The organism is Pseudarthrobacter sp. CCNWLW217 (genome assembly GCF_037203985.1).
Taxonomy (GTDB): domain Bacteria; phylum Actinomycetota; class Actinomycetes; order Actinomycetales; family Micrococcaceae; genus Arthrobacter.
In genome coordinates, this window is the sequence record NZ_JBBCBT010000001.1 from 310,257 (window position 1) to 335,967 (window position 25,711).

Annotated in this window: 29 protein-coding genes; 13 read left to right on the forward strand and 16 right to left on the reverse strand. The window is 65.3% G+C overall.

All coding sequences use genetic code 11. The features are described from left to right. Positions 1-26: 26 nt before the first annotated feature. Both V9L18_RS01425 and V9L18_RS01430 read right to left on the reverse strand, forming a co-directional pair. Positions 27-689: a DUF6766 family protein gene (locus V9L18_RS01425; RefSeq protein ID WP_337345387.1), complete on the reverse strand. Its 663-nt coding sequence runs from the start codon at positions 687-689 to the stop codon at positions 27-29. 73 nt (positions 690-762) lie between these two features. Then, on the reverse strand, positions 763-1,257 hold the full coding sequence (locus V9L18_RS01430) for a DUF6328 family protein (RefSeq protein WP_337345388.1): 495 nt from the start codon (positions 1,255-1,257) through the stop codon (positions 763-765). Positions 1,258-1,476: 219 nt separating this feature from the next. Here V9L18_RS01430 and V9L18_RS01435 point away from each other — a divergent pair, with 219 nt between their 5' ends. The 4 genes from V9L18_RS01435 to V9L18_RS01450 all read left to right on the forward strand — a co-directional run bounded on the left by V9L18_RS01435 (position 1,477) and on the right by V9L18_RS01450 (position 4,796). Further along, positions 1,477-2,376, forward strand: coding sequence for an SDR family oxidoreductase (locus V9L18_RS01435; protein WP_337345389.1), 900 nt, complete (start codon positions 1,477-1,479; stop codon positions 2,374-2,376). Positions 2,377-2,425: 49 nt separating this feature from the next. Further along, on the forward strand, positions 2,426-2,932 hold the full coding sequence (locus tag V9L18_RS01440) for a hypothetical protein (protein ID WP_337345390.1): 507 nt from the start codon (positions 2,426-2,428) through the stop codon (positions 2,930-2,932). Positions 2,933-3,111: 179 nt separating this feature from the next. Then, positions 3,112-3,930, forward strand: coding sequence for a GAF and ANTAR domain-containing protein (locus V9L18_RS01445; RefSeq protein WP_337345391.1), 819 nt, complete (start codon positions 3,112-3,114; stop codon positions 3,928-3,930). Further along, on the forward strand, positions 3,927-4,796 hold the full coding sequence (locus tag V9L18_RS01450) for an SGNH/GDSL hydrolase family protein (protein WP_337345392.1): 870 nt from the start codon (positions 3,927-3,929) through the stop codon (positions 4,794-4,796). Before V9L18_RS01445 ends, V9L18_RS01450 begins: the two co-directional genes overlap by 4 nt. Positions 4,797-4,813: 17 nt before the next feature. Here V9L18_RS01450 and V9L18_RS01455 read toward each other — a convergent pair whose 3' ends face one another. Beyond that, the gene (locus V9L18_RS01455) at positions 4,814-6,166 is read right to left on the reverse strand and encodes a uracil-xanthine permease family protein (RefSeq protein WP_337345393.1); all 1,353 of its coding nucleotides are present in this window, start codon (positions 6,164-6,166) and stop codon (positions 4,814-4,816) included. A gap of 272 nt (positions 6,167-6,438) precedes the next feature. Between V9L18_RS01455 and V9L18_RS01460 the strand changes: the two genes are divergently transcribed. Beyond that, positions 6,439-7,044, forward strand: coding sequence for a malonic semialdehyde reductase (locus V9L18_RS01460; protein WP_337345394.1), 606 nt, complete (start codon positions 6,439-6,441; stop codon positions 7,042-7,044). A gap of 29 nt (positions 7,045-7,073) precedes the next feature. Here V9L18_RS01460 and V9L18_RS01465 read toward each other — a convergent pair whose 3' ends face one another. Beyond that, positions 7,074-7,496 carry a response regulator transcription factor gene (locus tag V9L18_RS01465; protein WP_337345395.1) on the reverse strand — a complete coding sequence of 141 codons (423 nt, stop codon included), beginning with the start codon at positions 7,494-7,496 and terminating at the stop codon, positions 7,074-7,076. A 291-nt stretch (positions 7,497-7,787) separates the two neighbouring features. Here V9L18_RS01465 and V9L18_RS01470 point away from each other — a divergent pair, with 291 nt between their 5' ends. Continuing rightward, the gene (locus tag V9L18_RS01470) at positions 7,788-8,462 is read left to right on the forward strand and encodes a metal-dependent transcriptional regulator (protein ID WP_337345396.1); all 675 of its coding nucleotides are present in this window, start codon (positions 7,788-7,790) and stop codon (positions 8,460-8,462) included. A gap of 57 nt (positions 8,463-8,519) precedes the next feature. On the opposite strand, the gene pgm is transcribed toward V9L18_RS01470, so the two are convergent. Continuing rightward, entirely contained in the window at positions 8,520-10,178 is a 1,659-nt protein-coding gene (gene pgm, locus V9L18_RS01475) for a phosphoglucomutase (alpha-D-glucose-1,6-bisphosphate-dependent) (RefSeq protein WP_337345397.1), read from the reverse strand. A 232-nt stretch (positions 10,179-10,410) separates the two neighbouring features. Between pgm and V9L18_RS01480 the strand changes: the two genes are divergently transcribed. Then, entirely contained in the window at positions 10,411-11,304 is an 894-nt protein-coding gene (locus V9L18_RS01480) for a nuclease-related domain-containing protein (protein ID WP_337345398.1), read from the forward strand. 71 nt (positions 11,305-11,375) lie between these two features. Next, positions 11,376-12,008: a DUF4190 domain-containing protein gene (locus tag V9L18_RS01485; protein ID WP_337345399.1), complete on the forward strand. Its 633-nt coding sequence runs from the start codon at positions 11,376-11,378 to the stop codon at positions 12,006-12,008. A 20-nt stretch (positions 12,009-12,028) separates the two neighbouring features. On the opposite strand, the gene V9L18_RS01490 is transcribed toward V9L18_RS01485, so the two are convergent. The 5 genes from V9L18_RS01490 to V9L18_RS01510 all read right to left on the reverse strand — a co-directional run bounded on the left by V9L18_RS01490 (position 12,029) and on the right by V9L18_RS01510 (position 15,371). After that, positions 12,029-12,388 carry a hypothetical protein gene (locus V9L18_RS01490; protein ID WP_337345400.1) on the reverse strand — a complete coding sequence of 120 codons (360 nt, stop codon included), beginning with the start codon at positions 12,386-12,388 and terminating at the stop codon, positions 12,029-12,031. 126 nt (positions 12,389-12,514) lie between these two features. After that, on the reverse strand, positions 12,515-12,718 hold the full coding sequence (locus tag V9L18_RS01495; protein ID WP_337345401.1) for a hypothetical protein: 204 nt from the start codon (positions 12,716-12,718) through the stop codon (positions 12,515-12,517). 96 nt (positions 12,719-12,814) lie between these two features. After that, positions 12,815-13,033 carry a hypothetical protein gene (locus tag V9L18_RS01500; protein ID WP_337345402.1) on the reverse strand — a complete coding sequence of 73 codons (219 nt, stop codon included), beginning with the start codon at positions 13,031-13,033 and terminating at the stop codon, positions 12,815-12,817. A 153-nt stretch (positions 13,034-13,186) separates the two neighbouring features. Then, positions 13,187-14,635: an amidase gene (locus V9L18_RS01505; RefSeq protein ID WP_337345403.1), complete on the reverse strand. Its 1,449-nt coding sequence runs from the start codon at positions 14,633-14,635 to the stop codon at positions 13,187-13,189. After that, positions 14,628-15,371 (reverse strand): peptidase E, encoded by a 744-nt coding sequence (locus V9L18_RS01510; protein ID WP_337345404.1) that lies wholly within the window; start codon positions 15,369-15,371, stop codon positions 14,628-14,630. Before V9L18_RS01510 ends, V9L18_RS01505 begins: the two co-directional genes overlap by 8 nt. A 110-nt stretch (positions 15,372-15,481) precedes the next feature. Here V9L18_RS01510 and V9L18_RS01515 point away from each other — a divergent pair, with 110 nt between their 5' ends. The 3 genes from V9L18_RS01515 (at position 15,482) to V9L18_RS01525 (ending at position 17,156) form a co-directional block, all read left to right on the forward strand. Then, on the forward strand, positions 15,482-15,808 hold the full coding sequence (locus V9L18_RS01515) for a rhodanese-like domain-containing protein (RefSeq protein WP_337345405.1): 327 nt from the start codon (positions 15,482-15,484) through the stop codon (positions 15,806-15,808). 81 nt (positions 15,809-15,889) lie between these two features. Further along, entirely contained in the window at positions 15,890-16,870 is a 981-nt protein-coding gene (gene pheA, locus V9L18_RS01520; protein WP_337345406.1) for a prephenate dehydratase, read from the forward strand. 85 nt (positions 16,871-16,955) lie between these two features. Next, a complete protein-coding gene (locus V9L18_RS01525) occupies positions 16,956-17,156 on the forward strand; it encodes a hypothetical protein (RefSeq protein ID WP_337345407.1) in 201 nt (66 codons plus the stop codon). Between the two features lie 32 nt (positions 17,157-17,188). On the opposite strand, the gene V9L18_RS01530 is transcribed toward V9L18_RS01525, so the two are convergent. Then, positions 17,189-18,250, reverse strand: coding sequence for a diacylglycerol/lipid kinase family protein (locus tag V9L18_RS01530; RefSeq protein WP_337345408.1), 1,062 nt, complete (start codon positions 18,248-18,250; stop codon positions 17,189-17,191). Between the two features lie 89 nt (positions 18,251-18,339). Here V9L18_RS01530 and serS point away from each other — a divergent pair, with 89 nt between their 5' ends. Then, complete coding sequence (gene serS / locus V9L18_RS01535; RefSeq protein ID WP_337345409.1) at positions 18,340-19,620, forward strand: serine--tRNA ligase; 1,281 nt, start codon at positions 18,340-18,342, stop codon at positions 19,618-19,620. Positions 19,621-19,658: 38 nt separating this feature from the next. Here serS and V9L18_RS01540 read toward each other — a convergent pair whose 3' ends face one another. Beyond that, positions 19,659-20,681 carry a hypothetical protein gene (locus tag V9L18_RS01540; RefSeq protein WP_337345410.1) on the reverse strand — a complete coding sequence of 341 codons (1,023 nt, stop codon included), beginning with the start codon at positions 20,679-20,681 and terminating at the stop codon, positions 19,659-19,661. A gap of 261 nt (positions 20,682-20,942) precedes the next feature. Between V9L18_RS01540 and V9L18_RS01545 the strand changes: the two genes are divergently transcribed. Then, positions 20,943-21,803, forward strand: coding sequence for an HAD family hydrolase (locus tag V9L18_RS01545; RefSeq protein WP_337345411.1), 861 nt, complete (start codon positions 20,943-20,945; stop codon positions 21,801-21,803). A 102-nt stretch (positions 21,804-21,905) separates the two neighbouring features. Here V9L18_RS01545 and V9L18_RS01550 read toward each other — a convergent pair whose 3' ends face one another. The 4 genes from V9L18_RS01550 to V9L18_RS01565 all read right to left on the reverse strand — a co-directional run bounded on the left by V9L18_RS01550 (position 21,906) and on the right by V9L18_RS01565 (position 25,711). Further along, positions 21,906-22,655, reverse strand: a complete 750-nt coding sequence (locus tag V9L18_RS01550; RefSeq protein WP_337345412.1) for a ThuA domain-containing protein — start codon at positions 22,653-22,655, stop codon at positions 21,906-21,908. Further along, positions 22,655-23,749, reverse strand: a complete 1,095-nt coding sequence (locus tag V9L18_RS01555) for a Gfo/Idh/MocA family protein (protein WP_337345616.1) — start codon at positions 23,747-23,749, stop codon at positions 22,655-22,657. Before V9L18_RS01555 ends, V9L18_RS01550 begins: the two co-directional genes overlap by 1 nt. Before the next feature lie 88 nt (positions 23,750-23,837). Beyond that, positions 23,838-24,752 (reverse strand): carbohydrate ABC transporter permease, encoded by a 915-nt coding sequence (locus V9L18_RS01560; RefSeq protein ID WP_337345413.1) that lies wholly within the window; start codon positions 24,750-24,752, stop codon positions 23,838-23,840. After that, entirely contained in the window at positions 24,749-25,711 is a 963-nt protein-coding gene (locus V9L18_RS01565; protein ID WP_337345617.1) for a carbohydrate ABC transporter permease, read from the reverse strand. Before V9L18_RS01565 ends, V9L18_RS01560 begins: the two co-directional genes overlap by 4 nt.

Below are 25,711 nucleotides of genomic sequence, written 5' to 3' on the forward strand. Positions count from 1 at the left end.
TGTTTCCAAAGGTCCGAAAGCGCGGCTTACGCCCCGGTCTCGTAATGCGGCTCGGCCACCGGCTTGGACTCCGGGGAGCCCTTCTCGCGGAGGTACACGGACGTTCCCACCAGGACGGCTACGGCAAGGAACTCGCTTTGCCAGTTCTGGAAGGACTCGAACCAGAACTGGCTGGTTCCCAAGTACTCCAGGACCGTAACGGTGGACTCCCCGTGGCTGAGCTGTTCCTCGTTGTACGCCGACGTGCCGCCCAGCGCGTGCATGGTGAAGGAGAAGACAAAGAGGGCCAGGAGGAGCAGTGACAGTGAGTGTTCATAGATCTTGAGTACCAGGCCACCACGCTTCACCGGCCAGGGAGTGGCGTCCTTGATGGTCGCATCGCGCGGATCCTGGTCCTGTGGCGCCTTCTTGCCCATCGGTTTGGACTCCGAGGAGCCCTTCTGGAACAGGAAGACCGTCAGGATGACGTACATGGCCATCTGCAGGAATTCCGATTCCCAGTTTTCGAAGGTGGCCTCCACGAAGTTCCCAGTGGACAGGTACTCAAGGATGCTCACCGCCTGCTGGCCATGCGCCGCCTGTTCCTCGCTGTAAGCAGCTGCGCCGGACAGGATCATCCCGCCGAAGAACACCACGAATAAGCCGGCGTTGGCGAGCAGCAACCCGTGCTCTTTGGCCCATGTGCGCATTGTTGCTCCACCTTCTGAGGTTTGCTGATCGTCTGGTCTTGCCGGGACTGGCTTAGCGCAGTTAGGAGCCTGGCTAGCGTCCCTTGGCGCGGTGGTTCAGCCGCAGTGGGACGTAGATCAGCAGCACCAGCAGGACGGCCAGCAGGATTCCGCCGGCAGTCAGGCCCGCTGAGCGGCCCGCAGTGACATCAAAGACCAGGGCTGCCGTTCCAACGCTGAGCATGGCAACCCCAGCCAGCGCGATCTTGGTGATGGAATCGGCGCTTGAGACCAGCGTCGCCTTGAGGCGCTGCCGGAACAGCCGGCGATGCACGCTGACGGGAAGCAGGATAAAGGCAGTGGTGAGCGCGGCGATGACCACGTTGACAAGATAGAGGGTGACTTGGAAATCGTCGAGGTGTTCGAAGCGATCCTGGAATGGAAGGGTCAAAAGAAAGCCTGCGAGAATCTGGACACCGGTCTGCAGCACGCGGAGCTCTTGCAGGAGTTCGGCCCAGTTGCGGTCCAGCTGCTCCTCCCGGGTCTCGTTGCGGCCTGTGCTTCCGGTGTAGTCCTCCACGTCAGACATGCCTTCTCCCTCTCCGCCTGGTTGCTGCCTCGCCGCAGGGATCCTCCTGCGGCGCCGCGTGCTCCAAAACTAGGCTGAAGTTGCGCCAAGATCAACGTTTGATAAGTTTACTGATTATTCAGCCTGAACGGTGGACTTTGCTTCGCCCAGCGGGATAGTTTCGAAGAACCGGCGCAAGCAGGAGCCCTTCGAAAACCGATTGACGTGAGTAGGTGGACTATGAGCGATACGCAGAAACAGACCGACCCGCCCACCGACCCCAGGGGCGGCTACCACTCCGGGCCCTTCCCGGAGCAGGAACAAAAACAACCCGGCCTCACAGCACCCATGGACCCGCGGCCGGACCACGGCGAGCACAGCTACGAAGGCCATGGCGCACTGGAAGGCAAAGCTGCGCTCATCACCGGCGGCGACTCCGGAATCGGCAAAGCGGCGGCCATTGCCTTCGCCCGTGAGGGGGCCGACGTCGCGATTTCCTACCTCCCGGAGGAGGAGGACGACGCCCAGGACACCGCCGACTGGATCCGGAAAGCTGGCAAGCGCGCCCTGCTGCTGCCCGGCGACGGGCGACAGGAGGAATTCAGCACCCGGATTGTGGAGGATACGGTGGCTGAGTTTGGCGGCCTGGACGTCGTGGTGCTCAACGCGGCATACCAGAAGAACCGCGAGAGTTTCGAGTCGCTTCCCACTGAGGAGTTCGACCGGGTATTCCGGACCAACCTGTACTCGTTGCTCTGGACCGCGCGGGCCGCGGTTCCGCACCTGAAAGCCGGTGCTTCGATCATCACCACCGCCTCCATTCAGGCTTTCAATCCCTCGCCGGGGCTGATCGACTATGCGATGACCAAGGCGGCGCAGGTGGCCTTTACCAAGGCGCTTGCCCAGGAACTGGGGCCAAAGGGAATCCGCGTGAACGCGGTGGCCCCGGGCCCTATCTGGACGCCGCTGATCCCGGCCACCGAGTGGCCGGACAAACTGCCCAAGTTTGGTCAGGACACCCCCCTGCAGCGCGCGGGCCAGCCCGCCGAACTCGCAGCGGCCTATGTCTTGCTCGCCTCCGACCAGGGGTCCTACATTTCGGGTGCCGTGCTGCCAGTGACCGGCGGCAAGGGGCTATAGCGAAGAAGTTTGCACGTCAGATTCATCCACATCCACAACAGGAGGAACCATGAGTCAGGACAACCAGCCGGAAGAGGAAGTCGGAGGCTACGGCACGCCCACCGCGGAGCAGGAGATGGGCGGTGCCGATAACAAGCAGTTCGCGCAGCCCCGCGAGGAGGAGGACTTCGACGCTGCGGGCCTGAACCAGGACAGCACCTCGGGAGAAACCTTCCCCACGGGCACGCCCAACCTCGGTCACCTGGCCGAAGAGGACCAGGACAGTGCCGGCGAGCCCGGCGCCGGACGCTTTGGCGGCACGGACGAGCAGTACCACGCCGAAACCGACACCAACGATCCCGGATTCGAGCCCGGGGAGCCGCCGGTACCCCGCGATGCGGACGTGCCCTCCGCGGAGGCCGAGATCAACGAATCCAACGCTGATGAGCAAGGTTCCGAGCCGTTCTCGTCTGAGTCCGGGCAGGAGGCGGCCGGCCTTCCGGACGGAAGCGGGAACGATCTGCCCGCGGACAAGGCACCAAAGGACGACGACGACGAGAGTTTCGACGCCGGCTAACCTGCCGGTGCCGCCCGGCGTCTGCCTGGGTGCCGTTCGGCTCCGTGCCGGACGGCACCCTTTTTCGTGCCGCACACCAGTTACTTTCAGTCTGGAACCGGCCTGTAGGGCCGTTCGCGGACGTATCCTAGTAACAGGCTTTGAAGTGGGCCGGCTCGTATCGTAGCGAGGCGTGGACCATGGTTGCGGAGACCCCGGGGGATGCAGGTTGGGAGTCACTCCCGGCCTCCCAGGATGTGGTGTTCGACAGCAAGGAAGTGGAGAGCTTCCTTGGTGAGGTCACCCATGAGTTCATGCGGCGCATCGATGGCCACCGCCGCGGCATCAGTTGGGCCGCCACGTTTTTCCGCCACGGGGACGCGCATACCATCGCTGCAGGCAGCGACGTGGCCAGGGCCGCAGACCAGGAGCAATGCTCGTTCGAGGACGGACCAGGTCTGGAGGCCATACGTTCAGGCGAATTTGTCCACCTGGCCGACACCGCGCGGGACAGGAGATGGCCAGGCTACGCCGCCGCCGCTGCTGACCACGGCGTCAGGTCCCTGCTCTGCATGCCGATCGTATCCACGGCGGGATCCAGCGCAGCGATCAACCTTTACGCCTCCACGCCGCATGCCTTCACCAGCGAGGACATCGTCCTGACCCGCGCGTACGCAAGGGAAGTAGCCAGGGCGCTTCGCGTGGTGCTGCGGGTAGCCGAACGCGCGGAGGCCAGTGCCGAACTTGCCGTAGCCCAAAGCTCCATGGTGCTGATGGACCTCGCCATCAGCGCCCTGATGGCCGACTACGGGCTCAGCCGTGAAGTAGCGCTCCAGTACCTCCGAACCGTCGCGAAGCACAACAATCAGGGGCTTCGCGACGCTGCCTTGAATATTGTGGCGGCCTCGCGCCGGGACCCGGTAACCCCGGGCCTGGACGATGCAGGCTTCGCCGGACTCATGGCAGTGGAATCACCGGCCCGCAAAAAGGGGCCTTACAAGACAGGGAGTTCGGCATGAACGTCTGGAAGCAGGAACGGCCATCCCGGGATGGCCCTGCGGACCCTGCACCGCATCCTTGGCACCGGTTCGTCGCGCTCGGGGACTCGTTCACCGAGGGAGTGGGGGACCCTGAACCGCTCAGTGAAGGAGGGCTGCGCGGCTGGGCAGACCGCGTGGCCGAAGAACTCAGCACCAACCAGCCGGATTTCGCCTACGCCAACCTCGCCGTCAGGGGCCTGTTGGTGCAGCAGATCCTCGACCAGCAGGTGGAACCTGCCCTGGCTCTAAAACCGGACCTGGTGACGCTGTCCGCCGGCGGCAACGACATCGTCTTCCGGCGGAGTGACCCTGACCGGCTGGCGGAAAAAATCGACGACGGCGTTGGCCAGTTGGCCAGATCCGGCGCCACAGTGGTCCTCTTCGCCGGACCGGACTGGGGAGCCACTCCGGTTTTCGGGCAGATCCGGGGGAAAGTGGCGATCTTCAATGAAAATCTCCATGCCGTAGCCGCCCGCCACGATGCCGTGATGGTGGATCTGTGGTTCCTCCGTGAGCTCTCAAATCCGGGGATGTGGGATCCTGACCGGCTGCACTTTTCTCCGCTGGGGCACCACACCATCGCGGCCGCTGTGCTGAATGCCCTGGGTGTCCCGCACACCCTGATGCCGCTGCAGCCCAAGCAGCTGCCGCCGCGCAGCTGGCGCCAGGCCAGGGCGGAGGACCTTATCTGGGCACGCGAGTACCTGGTTCCGTGGGTGCTCAGGCAGCTCAGGCCGCACACGGCTGAAGACGAAGGGCTGCACGCCAAACGGCCCGAACCCGGCCCGGTCTTTGGCATCGGCAGCCCGCCGGGACCGTTCATCGGCGGGAGCAGCGCCGCCTGACTGGAGCCTTGCCCGGGTCAGCGCTTCTTCGGTGCCCGCTTGGCCGCCGCATTGACCGCTGCTTTGACGGCCGGCGGCAGCCCTGACTGCTCCGTTTCCGGTTCCGCTGCCGTTCCCCTGGCCTTCGCGATCGCCTTCATGCCGTGGTAGATCACCAGGGCTGCTGCCGAGCCCAGCGCAATACCCGTGAACTTCAGCTCCCCGATGGTCCAGGTGTAATCGGCAATGCCAATGATCAGGGCCACGGCGGCCGTAGTCAGGTTCACGGGGTTGGAGAAGTTCACCTTGTTCTGTACCCAAATCTTGACGCCCAGGATACCGATCATCCCGTACAGCATGGTGGCAGCACCGCCCAGTACCCCGGGCGGCACCGTGGCGATCAGTTCGCCGAACTTTGGCGAGAAGCTGAGGACGATGGCGAAGGCCCCGGCAACCCAGTACGCCGCCGTCGAATAGACCTTCGTGGCGGCCATAACGCCGATGTTCTCTGCGTAGGTGGTGGTGCCGGATCCGCCACCAAGGCCGGCCAGGACAGTGGCCGCACCGTCGGCCATCAGCGCGCGGCCGGAGACGCCGTCGAGGTTCTGGCCCGTCATGGCTGCCACGGACTTCACGTGGCCGATGTTCTCAGCCACGAGTACCAGCACCACAGGAACAAAGAGGCCCAGGACGCCGAAGTGGAATTCCGGCGTCTGGAACTGCGGCAGGCCAACCCAGGCGGCGGCGTCCATCTTTTCGTAGTTCACTTCGCCGCGCAGCATGGCTACCAGGTAGCCCACAACAACGCCCACCAGGATGCTGAGCCGTCCAATAATTCCGCGGAAAAGGACACTGACCAGGATGATAGTGGCCAGTGTGATGACGGCGGTGATGGGGGCGGCGTCGAAGTTCATTTTGGCGGCGGGGGCGAGGTTCAGGCCGATCAGCGCCACGATGGCACCGGTGACGATCGGCGGCATCAGCCGGTTGATCCACCCCGCGCCAAACTTCTGCACAATCGCACCGATCAGGGCCAGTGCGACGCCGGCAAGCACCACTCCGCCCAGCGCGCCGGGCACGCCGAACTGCTGCTGGGACGCCATGATGGGGGCGATGAAGGCGAAGCTGGAGCCGAGGTAGCTGGGCACACGGCCCTTGGTGATGACCAGGAACAGCAGCGTGCCGATGCCGGAGAAGAACAGGGTGGTGGCCGGCGGCATGCCCGTGATGATGGGGACCAGGAACGTGGCACCGAACATGGCCACCACATGCTGCATCCCCACCCCGATGGTCAAGGGCCACGCCAGCCGCTCATCGGGGCCAACTACGTGGCCGGGCCGGATCGACTTGCCGGTGCCGTGGAGCTTCCATTTCATTCCAAGCATGCTCATGGCGTGGGCCTTTCAAAGGGGGGGTGCCGCAAGGTGGCAGGGATCTTCCGCTGCAAGAATACCGCGCCGCCTTCGGTTCCTAAGCGTGTCCGCGGTTCCTGACCGTCAACGTCAGGATCTCCGAACAACCCTTGGTTCCGGGCCCGCATGCCCTGCTGTGGGCAACGTCACGTGGGGTCACGGGAAGAGGACCCAATCGCTTGAAGTTGCAACCATAGGAAGAGGAACAGACAGCCGCCGTCCGGCGAGGCTGCGCAGCGAAAGGTAAGCCAATGACTATTGCCCACGAAGAAGCGGCCATCGATTCGGCCGCCGTCGACGCCATCTTTGCCGAGGCCCGCACCGCCAACTCCTTCACCGGCGAGGTGACCGAGGACCAGGCCCGCGCCATTTATGAGCTCACCAAGTTCGGCCCCACCGCCTTCAACTCACAGCCGCTGCGCGTCACCTACGTCCGCTCCGATGAAGCCCGCGCCAAGCTCGTGGATGCGCTGTCCAACGGCAACAAGGCCAAGACCGCTTCCGCGCCGCTTGTGGCTATCCTCAGCTATGACACCGACTGGGCCGGCCAGTGGGATAACTTCCTCCCCGGCTACAACGCGCCCAAGGCCATGTACGACGCCTCACCGGAGCTTGCAGCTTCCACCGGCAACAACAACGCCCACCTCCAGGCAGGCTACTTCATCCTGGCCGTCCGCTCGCTCGGTTTCGCAGCCGGACCCATGACCGGAGCGGATTTCGGCGCCATCGACGCCGCTTTCTTCCCTGCCGGCGACCAGAAGAGCTTCCTGGTGGTCAATATCGGGCAGCCCGGTGAGGGCGCCTGGGGTGCCGCGAAGCCCAAGTTCAGCTACGACGACGTCGTCCGCACCGTCTAGCAGTCCGGGCGGCGACGCAAGAGGTACTTTTAGGTGCGTCGCTTCGCCAGTTCCCCCTGGTCGCCCGTGATTACCAGGGCGCCTGCGGGGTCAGGGCAGAGCTGGTTGGCGACATCCCGAAGTTCCTGGGCCCGGAAGGGCTTGGTCAGGTAGGCGGCGGCGCCCGAGGCCATTCCTGCAAGCAGGTCATCGTTCTCCGCCCGGGCAGTGATGAACAGCATCGGCGCGGAGCTCAGCGCCCGAACTGCCCGTGCCACGACGTGGCCGTCCATGTCCGGCAGCCCCAGGTCCAGGGTGATGAGGGAGACGGCCGGATCTGCTGCCCCGGCGATGCCTTCAGTGCCGGTGGCCACCGAACGGATCTCAAAACCGGCGCGTTTCAGCACCATCCCGATCAATCCGCGGATGTCGTCATTGTCCTCAATGACAAGACAGATGCGTCGTTTTTCCATGGAAGCCCCCCGGCCGTTGCTACGACAAGTATAGTGGCGCCAAGTTTCCCCAGGACGGGTACATCGCCGCAGACTAGGCCCGTGACGTGGGGTTACGCCTGGACCAGCAGGCCGGTGGCGAACATTACCGCCGCGCGCCGATGCCAAGCAGGAGGCAGAGAGTGACGGCTGGTAGGCCGTAGCCCGGCGTGACGATTGCGAGGCCCTCGGTGGTGTTGTGGATGCTTCATTGCCAAAACAAATTTGTTCGGTGAGCCTAACAATCGGCTGCGGGTTGATACCATGGGCGTCATGCCGGTCTCTGATTTATCCTCCGCCGCCCAGGACTACCTGAAGTTGATTTGGTCAGCAACGGAGTGGTCCCCGGCCCCGATCACCGTCAGCGTGATGGCCGAACGGCTCGGTGTGCGGCCCTCCACCGTGTCGGACGGGATCAAGAGGCTGGCCGGCCAGGGGTTGGTGACGCACGCGCCCTACGGCAGTATCGAGCTCACTGACGCCGGGCGGGCACATGCCGTCGCGATGGTCCGCCGGCACCGCCTCCTCGAGACGTTCCTGGTGGACGTGCTGGGGTACAGCTGGGATGAGGTCCACGATGAAGCAGAGGTCCTCGAGCACGCCGTCTCAGACACGCTGATCGAGCGGATGGACCGAAAGCTTGGCCATCCCACCCGGGATCCGCACGGCGACCCCATCCCTGGCGCCGACGGCCGGCCCAGCCTGCCGGAGGGGACCCGGCTCACAGCAACCGCCGCGGGGGACACGGTGGCCATCACGCGCATTTCGGATGCGGATCCGCAGATGCTGCGTTATTTCACCGAGCTGGGCCTCGCACCGGATACCAGGCTCACCGTCAGGGAGCACCGCCCCTATGCTGACGTGACCACCGTCCGGGTGCACGAACCCGAGCGGGACATCGACCTGGGGGCCTCGGCTTCTGACGCGATCTGGGTGGTGGCAGTCTAGGGCCCGGCCCGCGACATATCGCCGGCCGGCTCCCGCTGCCGCAGCCTCGACTGTCCGCTAGGCGATGACGCCGTCCACCAGGGCCTTGGCCTCTGCCTGGACCTGCTTGAGGTGTTCCTCGCCCTTAAAGGACTCGGCGTAGATCTTGTAAACGTCCTCGGTCCCGGACGGGCGGGCCGCGAACCAGGCGTTCTCGGTGACCACTTTCAGCCCGCCGATGGACGCACCGTTGCCAGGCGCCTCGGTCAGTTTGGCAATGATGGATTCTCCGGCCAGCTCGGTTGCCGTGACGTCCGACGGCGACAACTTGCCCAGTGCCGCCTTCTGCTCCCGTGTGGCCGCGGCATCGATGCGCGCGTAGACCGGGGCGCCGAACTGGTCCGTTAGCCCTTTGTAGAGCTGGGACGGGGACTTGCCAGTGACTGCGGTGATCTCCGAGGCGAGCAGCGCCAGCAGGATGCCGTCCTTATCGGTGGTCCAGACACTGCCGTCCTTCTTGTTAAAGGAAGCGCCGGCCGATTCCTCGCCGCCGAATGCGCCTTCTCCGGACAGCAGGCCGGGCACAAACCACTTGAAGCCCACGGGAACTTCCACCAGCTTGCGGCCCAGGCTCTCGGCCACGCGGTCGATGATGGAGGAAGAGACCAGCGTCTTGCCCACCACCGAGTTCGGGTTCCAGCCGCTGCGGTTGCGGTAGAGGTAATCGATGGCGACGGCGAGGTAATGGTTCGGGTTCATCAGCCCGCCATCGGGGGTCACGATGCCGTGGCGGTCGGCGTCGGCGTCATTGCCGGTCGCGACGTCGAAGGCGGCGGCAGCACCGCCGTCGGACATCCGCTTGATCAGCGAGGCCATCGCGGACGGTGACGAGCAGTCCATCCGGATTTTTTCGTCCCAGTCAAGGGTCATAAAGGCCCACTGCGGATCCACGGTGGGGTTCACCACGGTGAGGTTCAGGTGGTGGCGCTCGCCGATTTCGCCCCAGTAGTCCACTGCGGCACCGCCCATGGGGTCCGCGCCGATGCGGACGCCGGCGTCGCGGATGGCGTCCAGGTTCAGCACCGACGGGAGGTCGTCAACGTAGCTGCTGAGGAAGTCGAATTTCCCTGTGCTGTCTGCGGCGAGGGCGTCAGCCAGCGGGATGCGCTTCACGCCCCGGAGGTCATTTTCGAGCAGTTCGTTGGCCCGGTTGGCGATCCAGCCCGTGGCGTCGGAGTCGGCGGGTCCGCCGTGCGGAGGGTTGTACTTGAAGCCGCCGTCGGCCGGGGGATTGTGGCTGGGCGTGACCACGATGCCATCGGCCTCGGGCGCCCCGGGCAGCCGAGCCTTGTTGTAGGTCAGGATGGCGTGGCTCAGGGCGGGTGTAGGCGTGTAGCCGTGGCGGGCGTCGATCAGGACGTGGACGCCGTTGGCGGCCAGCACCTCAAGCGCCGAGTTCTGCGCCGGCTCGCTCAGGGCGTGGGTGTCCTTGGCCAGGAAGAGGGGGCCGGTAATGCCCTGGCCCGCGCGGTACTCCACGATGGCCTGCGTAATGGCGACGATGTGCTTTTCGTTGAACGATGCCTTGAGGCTCGAACCCCGGTGCCCGGAGGTGCCGAACGCCACGCGCTGGCCGGGGTCCCCCAGGTCCGGTGTGATGTCGTAATACGCGTCAAGGAGCGCAGTGATGTCAACAAGGTCCTGGGGTTGGGCAACTGTGCCCGCGCGGCTAGCCATGGCACCAGCATGCCAGACGGGGGCTGGAGTCCAAACGCCGGGTCCAAAATCCGGCCCCTATGACGAAAGAGAATCTGCTGCGACGGACGCGAAGCAAGTAGTCAGCCTGAGTACACAGGCCTAAAAGTACTTATATACCGGCCACCCGCGACGCTGTTACTTTCAAAAAACTCGTAAGGACAAGGACGACGGCGGGACTCACCGCAGCGTCGGGTGGCGGAAGAGTGGGGGAATGGTCATGGCGGCAGGCGACGGCGCAGCCGAGCAGTCCAGGCTGGCTGCGGAACGGGTGGCACGGCTCAGGCGCCAGCTCGACCAGGCGGAGCGGCAAACCAGATCCTGGGACGCGGGGGCGGTGGGGGAAAGGATCATCGCCGACAGGCTGAGCCAGCTGATCCCGCACGGCTGGTACGTACTCCATGACGTGCACTGGCCCGGGCGCCCCAAGGCCAACCTGGACCATGTGCTCGTGGGCCCGGGCGGCATCGTGGTGGTGGATGCCAAGAACTGGACCGGCGAGGTCCGGGTTTCGTCGGGCGTTCTTTGGCAGGGGCGCTATTCACGGACGCAATCCGTGGAGGGCGCGCTGGCCCAGTGCGCGGCCGTAGCCTCCGTGCTGGCGCCTCCGCACAGGCGGCTGGTCCGGTCACTGATCTGCATGGCTGCACAGCCTCACCTCTTCGGCATCACGAGCTCTGACGTGGCAGTGGCCGGGGTGGATCGCGTTGTTGCGGCGGTTAGGGCCCTCCCAACCGTCCTGGACCAGCAGACCGTAGTCGGCCTCTACGCGCACTTGGGGCAGATGCTGACTCAGGAGCAGGCCGAAAGTGCGCTGCTGGGGATGAGTGCCGCGGCTGTCACCAGGGCAGCGACTGCGGCGTCAGCTGATGGGCGCGCCGGGACGGGACCGGAAGAGACGGGCCGGGTTCACTCAGGCCGGGTTCAGTCAGGCAGGACCGCGCTTCGTCGGCCTGTGGCCGCCGGCCACGGCGGAAGGGGAACCACGCGGACGGGCGGACGCAAGGCCAGGGCACACGATCACGCTGCCGGCAGCACGGCCAGGCTCGTCCTCCTGGGCGCCTTTGTGATCTTTGCCGTGTACGTCCTGCCTTTTTGGGGCTGGTAGTCCCGTCAGCCGGTAGTCCTGCCATAGTGTCGGCGGTAGGCTGGGACCAAAGACTTTTGAGGGGGAAAATCATGAGTGAACAGCCAACGCCGCGCCCGGATTCACAGGGGTCCGGCACCCACGGTTCGGGAGATTCGCCGGCGGGCTACGAGCCACCGCAATTTGTGCCGCCGCAGGGCACGGAGATCCCCGCCCCACCCGTTTATGGCCAGAACCAGTTCGGCCAGACCCAGTATGGTGCGGGCCAGTACGGCCAGCCACAGTCCGAGCCGCCGCAGTTTGGCCAGAACCAATACAGCGCCGGCCAATATGGCCAGCCCGGCGGGCAATACGGTGGATCGTACGCGCAGCCGGCCGACCCGTATGGCCAGCCGCCCGGTGTCTACGGCCAGCCTTCCAGCCCCTACGCTCAGTCCAATCCGTACGGGCAGCCCGCTTACTATGGCGCGCCGGCCGAGCCCAAGGGGCTGAGCATCGCCAGCATGGTGTGCGGGATCGCCTCGGTCATCCTCGGGTGGTTCCTGCTGCCACAGGTCGCTGCGATCATCACCGGCCACCTGGCGCTCAAGCGTGAACCCTCCAGCAAGGGCCTGTCCATCACCGGGCTGGTCCTGGGCTACCTCTGCCTGCTGGGATACGGCGGCTTCTGGTTGCTGGTCGCCGTATTCGGGGCCATGTACAGCACGTCCGGGTATTCTTACTGACCCACCCGGTCCAGCGTGGACTAGGACGTGGCGATCCGCTTCGCCTGCTCGCTTTCCGCAGCGCTCAGCACCCCTGCGTGGCTGTCCCGCAGGGACCAGTTCGTCCTCACCCCGTCCGGACCGGTGAGGGAGCCCGAAGCCAGGGCCTTATCTATCCGGCGGCGAACTTCGGCTTCCCGCGCCGGTTCAACGGCGAAGACGATCCGCAGGTCCACCGCGGCACCGTTCCGCTCAGGGCTGGTGTGGTGCGGGGCCAGCGGACAGGGCGGTTCGTGGCTCCAGCTTCCGCACAATTCCAGGGTGACGGCGGCGCCCGGTGCTCCAGCGTCGGCGTCGGAGTCCATCCGAACTGAAGCCGCGTGCACGAAGTGTCCCAGCATGCAGCCATTCTCCCAGCAGGATGGGCTTCCGGATGGACGACGCCCGCCTGATTCTAAGGTGAGCGCCCAGCGGAAAGGCCTCCCCGGGGGGAGGCCTTTCTTCTGGGAGTTCCGTCCCCGCGGGGGTCAGACTCTCTCGTGCGTGCGGTCAGCAACCGGTTCTTCAGCTGCGGGTGTCTTCCGGCGAAGCGGGAAGGCCCAGAACTTGAAGTCCTGCGCCGTGTAGTGCGGCTCGGGACGGTCCGGCGGTGTTTCCTGGCGCGCTTCGGGCTTCCGGTCGGCTTCCTTCTTATAGCCCCACCCGAAGTCCTTGCTCGATGAATAGCACATCACAGGCCTCCTCATAGTGACTGCCCTTTAATCGTCCTCCGGTCGCAGCCATCAGTCGACCCCCTATGCACGGCTATTCCACTCCGTGGGTGGGGCTCAGCCGCGGAGGATGTCGTCCGCCTCCTGGGGTTTGTGGAACTCGCAGGGTCCGTGATGCCGGAGCGGCAGCAGGCAGGTCCGGCCGGTCGCCAAGTGGACGTTGGCGCAACGGCCAGCGCGGGCCAGATCTTCCCGGACATTGACATTGCTCAGGTCCGACCTGAGCGCCCCCGTTTCCCCAGCGCCGGTGAATGGGTGCTCAGCGTTCATGTCCATTGCAGCTCCTCTTTGAGTGCTTGCCGTCGGCGATTGCCGCTGATGTGAGACCTACCCTTTATTGTGCTCCTGGCCGGTTACCAATGGGTTACGTCGGCGCCAGTTTTTTTGGGAAGTTGACGGTGGAGCATCGCAAAGCCTGGTGCTTCGCCCTTAGAACCCCAGCTGTGCCGCCACCTGGAGGAGCAGCCGTTCGGAGCCCGCGGGCCCCACCAGTTGGATGCCCATCGGCAGGCTCTGTCCAGGGCCGCCGCCTGTCCAGTACACGGGTATGGTGATGGCCGGCAATCCGCAGACATTGACCATGGAGGACCATGGCGCGTATTCGCACTGTTTCCGGTAGTCGCCGTCGGCGTCCCCGGCCCATTCGGCGGCAGGCCAGCGGTCGTCGCCGTGGGCGGCACCAGTGAACCAGCCCACGGGACGGGGAGTTTGCGCGAGCGTGGGTATCAGCATCAGGTCCCACTGCCCGTACTGGGCGAGGGTGTCGCGTTCGAATTGCCGCAGGAATGCCAGGGCCTCATTGAGCTTGGCCGCACTGCGCTGCTGCGCCCGCCGCCGGAACGTCCGCGTCAGCGGGGCCAGCAGCGCCTCGCGGTGCGGGCTGATCCTGGCAGTGCCGACGGCGGCGGTCCAGGCAGTGGTGAACGCACCGGGGTAGCGGTTGTCGTACCGGACGGCAGCTTCGGTAACCCGGTGGCCGGCACGCTCCAGGAGTTCCATGCCCACCCGAAGGGCGTCGAGGGCTTCGGGTTCGGGGGTGAACGGAAAGGTAGTGGACCAGGGACTGTCCAAGGTCATGCCAATTCGCAGGGGGCCTGGCTCGTGCGCCACAGAGTCGAGGTAGGTATCTCCGGGCGTGGCCGACAGCGCATCCATCAGCAACGCTGCGTCCGCGGCGCTGCGTGCCAGCGGACCGGCCGCCACCAGCCGCGCCGGATCACCGGAACTCTCCCCTGCAGCTACCACTCCACGGCCCGGTTTGAGGCCCACCAGTCCGCAAGCCGCGGCTGGTATGCGGACTGAACCGCCGCCGTCGGACCCGGGGGCAAACGGAAGCAGCCCCGCGGCAACCGCGGCGGCGCTGCCTCCGGAGGAACCGCCGGAACTCCGGCTGGGGGCGTGCGGATTGCGCGACGGCGGGGCGATGCGGTTTTCGCTGTACGCGGTCAGGCCGAACTCGGGAACCTGGGTCTTGCCCAGCGATACGACGCCGGCCGCCTTGAGTGTGGTGACCAGGGCTGCGTCAGTCACTGCGGGTTTGTGGTCCAGGGCGGCGCTGCCGTGGGTGGTCACCACTCCCGCGACGTCGGTCAGGTCCTTGAACGCGACCGGCACGCCGTGGAGCAGGGGCAACCCTTCACCGGCCCCTGCCCCGGACGCCGACGCGGACGGCCCGCGCCGGAGCCGCGCGAAGGTTGCATCGGCGGCATCGGCGTCGGCCATGGCCTGCTCGGCAGTCACGTTGATAAAGGCGCCCAGGAGCCGGTTGCCTGATTCGATCCGGGCCAGGTAGTGGGCAGCTGTTTCCCGGGCCGAGAGTTCACCGGACCGCAGGCAGTCCCGCAGCTGGACAGCGGACAGCTCGTGGATTTCAGCCAAGGAAACGTGGCTCCAGGCGCTTCTCGGAAGCGGCCTTGGCGCCAGAGGCGTCAGTCTCAGCAGTGACGATGTACGCGCCTTTGCCGCGGACTTCGGTTACCGCCTCCACCAGTTCCGTTCCGTGATAGACCAGACCCACGCCGTCGTCAGTGCAATGCGTTTCCCCCAGGGTCCCATCAGCCACGAGACGGTGGACCAGCGGCCGTCGTCTTTCCTCGGAGTCATAATGCACGCCGTTGGCGAACGGCAGGAAGGCCAGTCCGTTGGTGACGGCACGCAGCTCCGGTCCAAAGGAGTCGGTGGTGCCGCCCCGGTACCAGCAAATGGACCCAGCCGAAACCCCCGCCAGCACCACGCCGCGCTGCCACACCCGGTGGAGGACGCTGTCCAGCCCGTGGGCGCGCCAGACAGCCAGCAGGTTCACCACGGAGCCCCCGCCCACCCACACCACGTCCTGCTCGAGGAGGTGCGCCTCCGGATCCGGGTGGTTGGGCATGGTGAAGAGATTCAGGTGGCTGAAGTCGAAGCCCGCAACCCGCGCGGCCTCGTCGATTTCCGCGCTGAACCAGCGTTGGTCCCCTGAAGCCGTGCCCAGGTACGTCACTCGCGGTGCCCGCCCGCTGACCCCGGAAAGATCGGCGGCGTGATGGATCAGGCGGGCAAATTCCAAGCGGGTCCGGACTCCGGGTTTGAAGCCTCCAGAGGTGGCCAGGATGGTGGGCTGTTCAGCGGGCAAGGATCCTCCTACGGGTCAGCAACAGCGTAACTTGTCCCAGGTTTCGGGAACGCGGCGAGCGGCTGGCGCTAGGCTGGAAGGAGACCCTGATTCTCCGAAAGAGGACTCCCATGAGCGATTTCGATTCCGTGCCAGTCAACGACATCCCGGCCGACGCCGTGATCCTGGACGTCCGCGAAGACTACGAATGGGTAGCCGGACACGCGGAGGACGCCCTCCACATTCCGCTGGACCAGCTCCCGTCGCGGCTTGGTGAACTTGATCCCGATGAGGACGTGTTCGTGATCTGCCGGACCGGCGGCCGCTCCTTCCGTGCGGCCCAGTGGCTGACCGGACAGGGCTACACGGCAATCAACGTGGCAGGAGGAATGGACCAGTGGCTTGAGTCCGGCCGGCCGCTCGTTTCGGACAACGGACTGAAGCCCCTGGTTCTCTAGCAAGCCCGCCTGTCCGGTGCTGAGTTGATCGAGCGGCCGGGATACTGGTTCCGCCAATTTATAACCCCTAAGGAATATTCGATGCCCGCGTCCCCCGTTACGTACACCTTCCTCGGGCCCGAAGGTACCTTCACCGAGGCGGCGCTGCTGCAGGTTCCCGGGGCTGACGCGGCAATCCGCATCCCGGCCTCGAACGTCAACGCGGCGTTGGACAAGGTACGGGAGGGCTCCGCCGATGCCGCCATGGTGCCGATCGAAAACTCCGTAGAGGGCGGTGTGACCGCCACCCTGGATGCCATCGCCAGCGGGCAGGAACTACGCATCATCCGCGAAGTCCTGGTGCCCATCAGCTTTGTCCTCGTGGCACGGCCCGGAGTTGCCGTCTCCCAGATCCGTCGGGTCTCGACCCATGGGCATGCCTGGGCACAGTGCCGGCTGTGGGTTGATGCCAATATTCCCGGCGTCGAATATGTTCCAGGTTCGTCCACCGCGGCTTCCGCCATGGGGTTGCTGGAGGGCGGCGCGCACTACGACGCCGCCATCTGCGCGCCCATCGTTGCCCAGGAGCAGCCGGGGCTTACCGTGCTGGCTGAGAACATCGGCGATAACCCCGGCGCCGTGACGCGGTTTGTCCTGGTCAGCCGGCCGGGAGCGCTGCCGGAGCGCACCGGCGCGGACAAGACCACTGTGGTGGTGCCCCTCCCGGAGGACCACCCGGGTGCGCTGATGGAAATCCTGGATCAGTTCGCAACCCGGGGAGTCAACCTCAGCAGGATCGAATCCCGGCCTACCGGGCAGTACCTGGGCCACTACTTCTTCAGCATTGACGCGGACGGTCACATCGGCGACGCTCGGGTTGCCGATGCGCTGGCAGGGCTCCACCGGATCAGTCCCGCCACACGCTTTCTGGGTTCGTATGAACGGGCGGATGCCCAAGCCGCGTACGTCGCCCCGCACACGTCCGACGAAGCATTCCAGGCTGCCCACGAGTGGGTGGGGGCCATCGTTCGCGGGCAGGCATCCCCCTCCGAAACCGTTTCCGGGGCTTCGCCCACAGCGTAGGTCCAAGTACTACCGCGCAGTTAATACAATGCGTATGCTTACTTGATCCACATTGGGGGACGGCCCCTAACGAAGGGAGCGGGTCATGAGCAGCACTACTGACAATGACGGCCAGGGAATGATTGTCAATCCCAAACCGACTGCCGATAACCAGGACTGGGACGGCGACGATGCAGACCGCGCTGACCGCCTGCGCTTCGAAGAAGAGCAGGCTATGATCCGTGAACAGTCCGAGGCCCGGGCTGCCAAAGCTGCCGCCGAGGCCGCCAAGAAGGCCACCGCCTAAGGCGCCACCAAATATCCAACGGCCGCCGGCGCTCAGGCCTGCGGCTGGCCCTTCACCCGGATCAGGAGGGACCTCGGCTCCACGCGCACGGTGACCTTGGTGGCTTCCCCGGCGGTGTCGCCGTCGAGCTGTGTGGGCATCGGCTCGGGGCACTTGATCACGATTTTCCCGGACCGGTACATCGTCATGATCGGCAGGTTCCCCCTGTGCCTGAGCAGGACCTTGCCGTACATGATGATCCAGCCAAGCGCGCTCCGCGGGCTCATGACAACCACATCAAGCATGCCGTCATCGATCATGGCCTGCGGGATGAAATCGATGCCCCCGGGCACCAGCCCGCAGTTGGCAAACAGGACGCTGCGGATGTTCCGGGCCTGTTCAGGGCCGTCGTCCAAGGTGATGGACACTTTCCGCCGCCTGCCGGGAAGATGCCGCATGCCGGCCTCGGTGTACGCCAGCCAACCCACCGCTCTCTTGAGGCCATCATTGGTGTCTGCAAGGATTTCCGCGTCCAGGCCGATTCCCGCGATCACCAGGAACGCGTGTTCGGAGGAGTGTCCAGTGCGGGAGTTCTCGATGCCCATTCGCGCTGTGTCGATATAGCGCTGCTGTCCGAACAGCGCCGTCTGTACATTGGACTGGAGGTCGTTGACGTCCAGGTCCACGTTGCGGGCCAGCAGGTTTCCGGTGCCAAGCGGGATGATGCCCATGGCGATATCGGTGCGGGCGAGGGACTCTGCCACCACCCGCACGGTGCCGTCGCCACCGCCCACCAAGACGACGTCGGGCTTGTAGTCCAGTGCCGCCCGGGCCTGGGTGTGGCCCGGGTCCTCGGCGGTCGTCTCGAGGAACAGGGGATCGTCCCAGCCCGCGGCAAGGCAGGCCCGCTGGATGGCTGCTTTGGCCTCCGGGGCGCGTGCTTTGACAGGGTTGAGAATCACCGCCACCCGCTGGTGGGTAAGGCCCGCCTCGTGCGAATCTTCGGCGACTGCACTTCGGATGTGAAGGGCTTTGAGCTTGCGCACGCCCCACCAACTGGAGACGGCGAAGGCCAGTGCCGCGGCACTCAGGAGGTAAAGCAGCCAGTCGCTCATGGTGGTTCAACAGTATCCCGGCAGGAGGGTCCGCGTTCCCGCCCTTTCCTTGGCCGCGCTGCCGCCGCGGGATTCGATACTCTTGTCTGGTGATCGACGTAAAAGACCTCAGCGAAAATCCGGACAAGTTCCGTGCCAGCCAGCGCGCCCGCGGCGCGGACGAATCCGTGGTGGACGCGATCATCGCCGCAGACTCCGCCCGGCGTGCGGCCCTGATCCGGTACGAAAACCTCCGCGCCGAACAGAACGTCTTCGGCAAGAAGGTCGCCCAGGCCAAGGGCGAGGAGAAGAAGGCGCTCCTCGCGGAGGTCAAGGAGCTCGCCAACACGGTCAAGGCTGCTTCCGCCGAGGCTGACGCCGCGCAGGCCAAGCAGGACGAACTGCTGCGTGCCATCCCGAACCTCATTGAGGACGGAGTGCCCGAAGGCGGCGAGGACGACTACGTTGTGGTCAAGACCGTTGGCACTCCCCGCGAGTTCCCCGACTTTGAACCGCGCGACCACCTCGAAATCGGCGAACTGATCGGCGCGATCGACATGGAGCGCGGCGCGAAGGTGTCCGGCTCCCGCTTTTACTTCCTGCGTGGCGTGGGTGCCCGGCTTGAGATGGCGCTGCTGCAGATGGCCATGGAGCAGGCAATCGAGGCTGGCTTCATCCCCATGATCACCCCCACCCTCGTGCGTCCCGAGACCATGCAGGGCACCGGCTTCGACGTCAAGCACGACGCCGAGATCTACCGTCTCGCTGAAGACGACCTTTACCTCGTGGGAACCTCCGAGGTGCCCCTGGCCGGGTACCACGCGGACGAGATCCTGGACCTCACGCCAGGGCCCATCCGGTTCGCCGGCCAGAGCTCCTGCTACCGTCGCGAGGCCGGCTCGCACGGCAAGGACACCCGCGGCATCATCCGTGTGCACCAGTTCAACAAAGTGGAGATGTTCGTCTACACCACTGTCGAAGAGGCTGCCGCCGAACATGCACGCCTGCTCGCCTGGGAAGAGGAGATGCTGGCCAAATGCGAGCTCCCGTACCGCGTGATCGACACCGCCGCCGGTGACCTCGGCATGTCTGCGGCCCGTAAGTTCGACTGCGAAGCCTGGGTCCCCACGCAGGGCGCCTACCGTGAGCTGACGTCCACCTCCAACTGCACCACCTTCCAGGCCCGCCGCCTCAACATCCGCGAGCGGGTCTTCAACGAGGATGGTGCGCCGAAGGGAACCCGGGCGGTAGCCACCCTCAACGGCACGCTGGCCACCACGCGCTGGATCGTGGCCATCCTGGAGCACCACCAGAATGCGGATGGTTCGGTCAACGTCCCGGCAGCACTGCAGAAGTACATCGGCGGCCTGGAAGTCCTCCCGGTCCTCTAGCTTCCGGGAATTCCCCGTCGCATGGTCCATTCCCCCGTCTACGCGAAGGGGAGTGGTCCACGCGGCGGGGATTTTCTCCTGCTAAGTCCGGCACCTTCGAGCTTTCGCCGCAGCACCTCCGGGTCAGTCACAGCTTTCCAGTCCCAGCGGACAACCGTGTAGCCGAGCGCCCGTAGCCGGTCCTCGCGCTTTTTCTCCGCCAGGATGGCCTCCCGCGTGCTGCGACCGCCCAGAAGTTCGTCGTCGAGATACTTGGCGTCGCCGTCGAACTCCCCAACGACGCCGTATTCGGGCCAAAAGAAGTCGGTCCGCGCTATGAATCCTTCGTGGTCGTAGAAGGAGTGCTGCAGGACCGGAGGCGGGTACCCAAGCACATGGATGAGTGCCCTGCTGCGGGATTCCCCAACCGACTCCGCTGCTTCGTCAGCGAGTGACAATACTTCCAAAACCCGGCGGCGTTTGGCAGCCGACGCAAGGCCCGCCGATGCCTGCTCCAGGTCAACCCGGGTGAGGCTCTCGCCTTCAATGCGCCGGCGCCCCAGCACGTTGTCTGCAATGGCCACAGCCTCAGGAAGTTCCAGACGGACAAGACAATCCATCACCGTCTGAACGAGCGATGTCACGGCGAACCCGCGGACCTGGACGATGTTGGCTTCCCAGTGATGCCGGGCGACTCCGTAGCCGCGCACGTTTTCCAGGCCGGTGAAGCCAGTCTTGGGGTCCTTTGCGGCCCGGGTGGTCGATGGGAGTTTGCCTGCCTTATGCGGGGACGACGTGATCATGTGGACATGGTCCGGCACGCCCGGGCAGGGCAATCGCCATAGACGCAAAGCGGTCAGATAGCAGAAGCCTGCTGCGGGCTCCATCGCAGCAACCGCTGCAACTGTCGCCGAGTAGCGTTTCCAGGCCTTGACGGCCAGCCATGCAGGCTTGCTGCAGTAGACGCCCGCCCGGACGCGGACAAGCTCGCCGTTGGCGTAGGCGCGGCTCAGACTGCGGCTGCTGCCGGTGAGGACACGTCTGCGGCTGGCAAGGATCAGGACAAGGGGTTCGGATTGCATAGGTCCATGCTGGGCTGCTCCCCAGGGCGTATCCAGAGGCGGCCGCCCGGGTGTGGATAAGTCCACGCATTTCCCCTTTGGGTGGACAATTCCCTGTGAAACGCGGAGGGGAATTGACCACCAGGCGGGGAGAACGGCTCAGCCCGCCGGGAAAGGTTAACACTCACACCGGGGATAACGCTGTGAGTATTTACCGCTTGTTCACTAGTGCTGTGGCGTGCGTCCTAGCAGGTGTCCGGGGGCATCTGCTCTACTGGATGAATGACAACACTGACTGAACACACAGTCGCTGGCAACGATGACCAGCGAAACAACCACCCGGATGCCACTACCAAATTCATGGTTGCCCTGGATGTCGACGGCACGCTCGTGGACCACGACGGCCACATGTCCCCCGGAGTCCGTGAAGCCGCCCGCGCCGTGGTTTCCGACGGCCACGACGTCCTGATTGCCACCGGGCGTTCGCTCAACGCCACGCTGCCCGTGATTGAGCAGATCGGGCTGGACCGTGGTTACGCCGTGTGCTGCAACGGCGGTGTGACCTTGCGCCTGGACCCGGCCCTCTCTGCTGGGTACGAGGTTATCCACAAGGCTACGTTTGACCCCGCCCCCGCCCTCCGCGCACTGCGGGAAAAGCTCCCCACCGCGAAATACGCACTCGAGGACGAGGAAGGGAACTTCCTGTCCACCGAGCGCTTCCAGGACGCCAGCTTCGGCGTGGAGGCGGTTGGCGTCGACTTCCAGACCCTGCTGGAGTCCACCGCCGTCCGCCTGGTGGTGTTCAGCACCGAGAACACGCCGGAGGAATTCTCCACCACCATCCGCCAGATCGGCCTGGCCGGCGTAACCTACTCCGTGGGCTGGACGGCCTGGCTGGATATCGCCGCCGCGGGCGTCACCAAGGCCAGCGCCCTGGAGGCGCTCCGGGGCAGGCTGGGTACGCCGCAGCACCTCACCGTGGCGGTGGGGGACGGCCGGAACGACATCGAGATGCTCGGCTGGGCGGGTCGCGGGGTGGCCATGGGCCAGGCCCCGGAGGAGGTCATCGCCGCAGCCGATGAGGTCACGCACTCGGTGTACGACGACGGCGCCGCGCACGTGCTGCGCAGCCTCCTGTCGTAGGGCTGCTATCGCCCCTCCCGGACAGGAGTTTTTGTCCAGATAATGCGGGCTAAGGGCCTGCAAACGTGCATTATCTGGACAAAACCTCGAGAGGGTCCTGGGCTAGGCGTCCTCGAACCAGCCCCGTGAAGGATTGCTGACCTCCGGAACGGAACGGTGCAAGCCCGGCTGGGCCGCCCAGCGCACGCCGTTTGCGAGGACCCGTTGGATCTGCGGGTGGTGGTACACCGGGTATTCCTGGTCACCCGGGCTGAAGTAGAAGATCCGGCCCTTGCCCCGGGTGAACGTCACACCGGACCGGAACACCTCACCGCCGGCGAAGGAGCTGATAAAGATCAGGTCGTCCGGGTCCGGGATGTCGAACAGCTCGCCGTACATTTCCTGCTCGGGAATGACAATGGGGCTGTCCACACCCTCGGCGATGGGGTGCGAGGGCTTGACGGTCCACACGAGCTCGCGCTCGCCGTCGTTCCGCCACGCCAGCGAGCAGCTCGTGCCCAGCAGCCTGGTGAACACCTTGGCGAAGTGCCCCGAATGGAGCACGATGAGCCCCATCCCGCCCAGGACGTGCCGCTGGACGCGTTCGACGACGGCTTCGCTCACCTCGCCGTGGGCCATGTGGCCCCACCACAACAGGACGTCGGTGTCGGCGAGGATCTCCTCGTCAAGGCCGTGGTCGTCGTCCGTGGCCAGGACCGCCGTCGTGATCTCAGCGTCCGGGTAGTAGGAGCGCAGGCCGGCCGCGATGGCACCGTGGATGCCGTCAGGGTAGATCTCCCCGATGTGGGAAGGCTCATTGAGTGCCTCGTGGACGCCCTCGTTCCAGACCCGGATTCTCAGCTTGTCGTTCATTAGAGACGAACCTCCCTCTGTTCGCGTGCCGAGAGGTAGCACGCATCGATAATTTGGGCGCGGTAGAGCGCCAGCGATCCGTCGTGCTCGCCCCAGACCCCCGCACCGGCCCGAACGGCCGTCACGAAGTCTTCCACCACACCATCGTGCGCGCGGCCAGGCAGCGCCGACGGCACATAGTCGGCATTTTCTCCGTCCTTTTCCGTGAAGACCCTCAGCTGGCCAACGGGCGCGAACGGTGCCCCCTGGACCTTGAGCTCGGCGCCGCCGTCGGTCCCGTAGACCGTGAAGTCCAGCAAGTCATCCGTTTCCCGGTACGTGGCCCAGCCTGCCTCGATCAGCAGCGTGGCGCCGCCCTCAAGGCGCAGGAAGGCGGAGGCGAAGTCCTCCACCTCGAATGCATGGCTGGTGGCCATCGCGGTGTAGCGGTCGTTGCCGCCCCGGCCGCGGGGACCCAGCTCCGAATGGGTAGTGGCGGACACAGCCACCACCTTCGGTTCGCCGAGCAGGTGCAGGGCGTAGTCGAGGGCGTGAACGCCGATGTCGGCAAGCGGGCCCCCGCCTGCGAGGGCGGGGTTGGTGAACCAGCTACCCAGCATGGGGATTCCGGAGCGGCGGAGCCAGGATGCCTTGGCGTAGTACGGACGGCCCACGCCGCCGGCATCGATCACTTCCTTGAGCGCCTTGATGTCACCGCGCCGGCGGTGGTTGAAGGCGATGTCCAGGACCCGTCCTGCCGCGCGGGCGGCGTCCACCATGGCCTGGCCTTCGACGGCGTTGCGCGCGATCGGCTTCTCACTCAGTACATGCAGCCCACGCTCCAGTGCGGCGATGGCGATGGGCGCGTGCAGGAAGGTGGGCACTGCCACGCTGATCGCATCCAGGCCGCCGTGCTCCAGCATCTCTTCCCAGCCGGCAAAGGCGTTCGGAATGGAGTATTCGGCCTGCAACGACTCGCGCAGGTCCTGTTCCATTCCTGCCAGCGACACAATGCGGACGCCGTCCAGGGAATCGTAGGCCTTCAGGTGCTGCTGTCCCGCCCAGCCAATGCCGACAACGCCCACCCTCAGTTCCTCGGCTTGTGGTTTTTCCAAGGCGGAAGCCTGCTGGCCTGGGGACTGCTCGTTACTCACTGATTTTTCCTTTTCATTTGGTTGGCGAATTCGTTGGTTTGGTTGAGTTTTAGCCCTTGACGGCGCCGGCAGTCATGCCGGAAACGATGCGCTTCTGGCAGACGAGCACGAGAATGACGAGCGGCACCGTGATGATCACGGACGCGGCACTGATGGTGCCCAAAGGCTGGTCAAACTCGCTGGTTCCGCTGAAGAACGCAATCGCAACCGGGACCGGACGGGCCTCCGGTGAGGTGGTCAGTGTGACGGCAAGCAGGAATTCGTTCCACACTGAGATGAACACGAGAATCGCCGTCGTGGCAAGGCCCGGGACCGCCAGGGGCAGGATGACCTTGCGGAAAGCGGTGAACGGCGTGGCCCCGTCCATGTATGCCGATTCCTCAAGCTCACGCGGGATCTCCCGGAAGAAGGACGTCAGCGTGTAGATGGCCAGCGGCAAGGCGAAAGTCAGTTTGGGGATGATGAGGCCCAGGAGCGTGTCATAGAGGCCGATTTCGCGCCAGATCGAGAACATGGGGGCTGCGATGGCTATGGCCGGGAACGTGGTGACTGAGAGGATCAGCGTCAGGATCAGGGCTTTGCGGCGCATCTTGAGCCTGGCCAGGGCGTAGGCGGCGAAGGAAGCGAACACCAGCGCCACCGTAGTGGTGACGACGGCGATGATCACCGAGTTGCGCAGGGCCAAGAGGAACTCGGGGTTCTGGAACACCACCAAGTAGTTCTCGAACGTGGGCTGGCTCGGGAAGAGTTCGCCTTTGGACAGGCTCACGCCCTTCTTCAAGGAGGTGTTGACCAGCCAGTAGAACGGAATGAGCGAAAAGCCCATGACGGCAATCACGAACACCCATACCACTGGGTGCAGCTTGGCCTCCCCCCGGAGCCTGCGCTTGGGTGACCGACGCTTCGGTGACCTGCCGCTGGCGGCGGGTGCCGCCGTCGTACGCTGTGCAGTCAGCGTGCTCATTGTTCCTCCTTGGCGACTTCGCGAATGTTGCCCCCAGCGAAGCGGATGTAGACCACCGAAACTGCCATGACGGTAAGGAAAGTCAGGATGGACAGGGCCGATCCTTCGCCCACGAGCCGGTTTTCGCGGAGCTGGGTGTAGGCAAGCATCGACATGGACTCTGTGCCGTTGGCCCCGCGGGTGAGCACGAACGGCAGGTCGAACACACGAAGCGCATCCATGGTTCGGAAAATCGCCGCGAGCACAATGGCAGGACGGAGCAACGGCAGGGTGATGTTGACGAACGCCTGCCACTTGTTCGCGCCGTCGAGTTCCGCCGCTTCGTAGGTCTCGGCCGGGATGACCTGGAGGCCGGCCAGGATGATCAGGGCTGCGAACGGCGTCGTCTTCCAGACATCGGCGAGGACGATGACGGCCATCGCGTAGCCATGCTCGCCGAGCCAGACCACGTCGCCACCTGGCAGGCCCAGCGTCGAGAGGACATTGGTGACTAGGCCCAGGTTGGGCTGGAACATCGTCTCCCAGGTGATGGCGCTGACCACGGTGACCACCGCATAGGGCAGCAGGACCACGGTGCGCAGGAGCGCCCGGCCCTTGAACGCGAGGTTGAGCAACAGCGCCATAGCGGTGCCGAGCACGAGTTCGAGTGAGACCGAGAGCCCCGCGAAAAGGAAGGTCTGGCCGAAAGCGGCCCACCAGTGCGGCCCGCTAAGAGCGGTGATGTAGTTTTCCAGGCCGACGAAGCGGGACAGGCCTGCGGTGCGGACGCTGTACTGGTTCAGCGACAGCCAGAGCGCATAGCCGATGGGGACGGCCGCCACCAGGGCCATGAGGACCAGGGACGGGGCGGTCATCCTGAAAGCCAGCCGTCGCTCGGCCCGGTCGCGGCCAGTCACCCCGCTAGTGTTCACCCCGCGTCTCTTCACCCCGCGGCCAGGGGAAAGGGACTTGATAGCCAT

Excerpts from the sequence above, each read along its gene's own strand:
- V9L18_RS01495 (WP_337345401.1), bottom strand. The coding sequence starts at position 12,718 with ATGTGCTATTCATCGAGCAAGGACTTCGGGTGGGGCTATAAGAAGGAA.
- V9L18_RS01550 (WP_337345412.1), bottom strand. The coding sequence starts at position 22,655 with ATGAACGACAAGCTGAGAATCCGGGTCTGGAACGAGGGCGTCCACGAG.
- V9L18_RS01465 (WP_337345395.1), bottom strand. The coding sequence starts at position 7,496 with ATGGAAAAACGACGCATCTGTCTTGTCATTGAGGACAATGACGACATC.
- V9L18_RS01470 (WP_337345396.1), top strand. The coding sequence starts at position 7,788 with ATGCCGGTCTCTGATTTATCCTCCGCCGCCCAGGACTACCTGAAGTTG.
- V9L18_RS01480 (WP_337345398.1), top strand. The coding sequence starts at position 10,411 with ATGGTCATGGCGGCAGGCGACGGCGCAGCCGAGCAGTCCAGGCTGGCT.
- V9L18_RS01490 (WP_337345400.1), bottom strand. The coding sequence starts at position 12,388 with ATGCTGGGACACTTCGTGCACGCGGCTTCAGTTCGGATGGACTCCGAC.
- V9L18_RS01500 (WP_337345402.1), bottom strand. The coding sequence starts at position 13,033 with ATGGACATGAACGCTGAGCACCCATTCACCGGCGCTGGGGAAACGGGG.
- V9L18_RS01450 (WP_337345392.1), top strand. The coding sequence starts at position 3,927 with ATGAACGTCTGGAAGCAGGAACGGCCATCCCGGGATGGCCCTGCGGAC.
- V9L18_RS01455 (WP_337345393.1), bottom strand. The coding sequence starts at position 6,166 with ATGAGCATGCTTGGAATGAAATGGAAGCTCCACGGCACCGGCAAGTCG.
- V9L18_RS01515 (WP_337345405.1), top strand. The coding sequence starts at position 15,482 with ATGAGCGATTTCGATTCCGTGCCAGTCAACGACATCCCGGCCGACGCC.
- V9L18_RS01425 (WP_337345387.1), bottom strand. The coding sequence starts at position 689 with ATGCGCACATGGGCCAAAGAGCACGGGTTGCTGCTCGCCAACGCCGGC.
- V9L18_RS01545 (WP_337345411.1), top strand. The coding sequence starts at position 20,943 with ATGACAACACTGACTGAACACACAGTCGCTGGCAACGATGACCAGCGA.
- pgm (WP_337345397.1), bottom strand. The coding sequence starts at position 10,178 with ATGGCTAGCCGCGCGGGCACAGTTGCCCAACCCCAGGACCTTGTTGAC.
- V9L18_RS01440 (WP_337345390.1), top strand. The coding sequence starts at position 2,426 with ATGAGTCAGGACAACCAGCCGGAAGAGGAAGTCGGAGGCTACGGCACG.
- V9L18_RS01565 (WP_337345617.1), bottom strand. The coding sequence starts at position 25,711 with ATGGCTATCAAGTCCCTTTCCCCTGGCCGCGGGGTGAAGAGACGCGGG.
- V9L18_RS01430 (WP_337345388.1), bottom strand. The coding sequence starts at position 1,257 with ATGTCTGACGTGGAGGACTACACCGGAAGCACAGGCCGCAACGAGACC.
- pheA (WP_337345406.1), top strand. The coding sequence starts at position 15,890 with ATGCCCGCGTCCCCCGTTACGTACACCTTCCTCGGGCCCGAAGGTACC.
- V9L18_RS01540 (WP_337345410.1), bottom strand. The coding sequence starts at position 20,681 with ATGCAATCCGAACCCCTTGTCCTGATCCTTGCCAGCCGCAGACGTGTC.
- V9L18_RS01485 (WP_337345399.1), top strand. The coding sequence starts at position 11,376 with ATGAGTGAACAGCCAACGCCGCGCCCGGATTCACAGGGGTCCGGCACC.
- V9L18_RS01435 (WP_337345389.1), top strand. The coding sequence starts at position 1,477 with ATGAGCGATACGCAGAAACAGACCGACCCGCCCACCGACCCCAGGGGC.
- V9L18_RS01525 (WP_337345407.1), top strand. The coding sequence starts at position 16,956 with ATGAGCAGCACTACTGACAATGACGGCCAGGGAATGATTGTCAATCCC.
- V9L18_RS01560 (WP_337345413.1), bottom strand. The coding sequence starts at position 24,752 with ATGAGCACGCTGACTGCACAGCGTACGACGGCGGCACCCGCCGCCAGC.
- V9L18_RS01530 (WP_337345408.1), bottom strand. The coding sequence starts at position 18,250 with ATGAGCGACTGGCTGCTTTACCTCCTGAGTGCCGCGGCACTGGCCTTC.
- V9L18_RS01445 (WP_337345391.1), top strand. The coding sequence starts at position 3,112 with ATGGTTGCGGAGACCCCGGGGGATGCAGGTTGGGAGTCACTCCCGGCC.
- V9L18_RS01460 (WP_337345394.1), top strand. The coding sequence starts at position 6,439 with ATGACTATTGCCCACGAAGAAGCGGCCATCGATTCGGCCGCCGTCGAC.